The sequence below is a fragment of the Moorena sp. SIO2C4 genome (assembly GCF_010672485.1).
Classification (GTDB): Bacteria; Cyanobacteriota; Cyanobacteriia; order Cyanobacteriales; family Coleofasciculaceae; genus Moorena; species Moorena producens.
Genome location: NZ_JAAHGN010001528.1, coordinates 1 through 1200 on the forward strand (window position 1 = coordinate 1; position 1200 = coordinate 1200).

Genomic DNA, 1200 nt, shown 5'->3' on the forward strand with positions numbered 1-1200 from the left:
TAATTTATCCTCCCATCCTGGTGTCATGAATATTGGTATGCGCCCCACGGTCAAGGGCACCAGTTTAACCGTCGAAGTTCATCTATTCGATTGGTCCGGAGACTTATATGGCAAAACCCTAACCGTAAGCCTCAAGAAATTTATCCGCTCCGAACAAAAATTTTCCTCCCTAGACCAGCTCAAAGCCCAGATTCAGATAGATTGTGAAGCTGCTAGGGATTTTTTTGGTTAAGGGAATTTAGAATTTAGAATTTAGAATTTAGAATTTAGAATCGGGAATCGGGAATCGGAACCCACCCCTAACCCCTCCCAGGAGGGGAACGGGAGTCGGGAGTCAGATCAGTAACTGGCTTGTTCTTGTTCCCCCCTTATTAAGGGGGGTTAGGGGGGATCACCCACCAGAAAGTTAGAGCAGGCTCACCAATTCTTGATTAGAATTTTGTAGTTGCTCAACCCACCTGGAAAATTCTGTATTGCTTATGCGATCGCTTCTGTATCGGTGATGCGATCGCTTCTGTATTAGTGATGCGATCGCGCTTTAGTTTATGCGATCGCTAATCCTTTATGCGATCGCTAATCCTTTATGCGATCGCTAATCCTTTATGCGATCGCTAATCCCGCAGCAAAACCCCAAAACAAAATCAGTTTGACTGGTGGTGCGTTACGGGACGGGCTCTCACAACACTGACTACGAGGTTGAAAATGCTGGCAAGCCCGCCCCTAACGCACCCTACTCCTGCTCCCGATTCCCGATTCCCGATTCCCGATTCCCCACTCCCGATTCCCCACTCCCTAAAGGAATTTGTTACAAAACTTTTCAAAATATGCTATAATTAAATATTTTTTGTGCTATACTCAAAATGGAGATACAAAAGTAAGAGCCAGCCCGAAGATGTACACGCCCAAGGCTGGCTCTGGCTCCCCTTTAAAGGAGATACCTAAATTATGTCCTATAGTCCCAGCTTACAACCGTGGGTCATGATTCGCCTATTGCGAGGCAGGCCACCATTAGTTTTCGCTCGGTTCTGCAGCCCTTCTGATGCCAGGAGCTATTCGCAAGCCATGAAACATCTCATGCCTGATGCTAAGTTTTTAATTTTTCTTGATAAAAGTCTACCCATGGATGAAGAAGAATAGGGATCTTGCTCTTGTTCCCCCCTTAATAAGGGGGGAACAAGAGCAAGATCCCTATTCTTCTTA

Annotated in this window: 3 protein-coding genes; all 3 read left to right on the forward strand. The window is 45.8% G+C overall.

Features of this window, described 5'->3' with window-relative positions; genetic code table 11:
* Positions 1-232: riboflavin kinase (locus F6K20_RS39230; protein WP_287298558.1), on the forward strand; the 232-nt coding region annotated here is incomplete at its 5' end.
* 421 nt (positions 233-653) lie between these two features.
* The gene (locus F6K20_RS39235) at positions 654-833 is read left to right on the forward strand and encodes a hypothetical protein (RefSeq protein ID WP_287252535.1); all 180 of its coding nucleotides are present in this window, start codon (positions 654-656) and stop codon (positions 831-833) included.
* A 112-nt stretch (positions 834-945) separates the two neighbouring features.
* The gene (locus tag F6K20_RS39240) at positions 946-1137 is read left to right on the forward strand and encodes a hypothetical protein (protein ID WP_008191666.1); all 192 of its coding nucleotides are present in this window, start codon (positions 946-948) and stop codon (positions 1135-1137) included.
* The last annotated feature ends 63 nt before the right edge of the window (positions 1138-1200 follow it).

Bases quoted from the DNA above. Each gene is read 5' to 3' on its own strand.
- F6K20_RS39240 (WP_008191666.1), top strand. From the start codon at position 946: ATGTCCTATAGTCCCAGCTTACAACCGTGGGTCATGATTCGCCTATTG.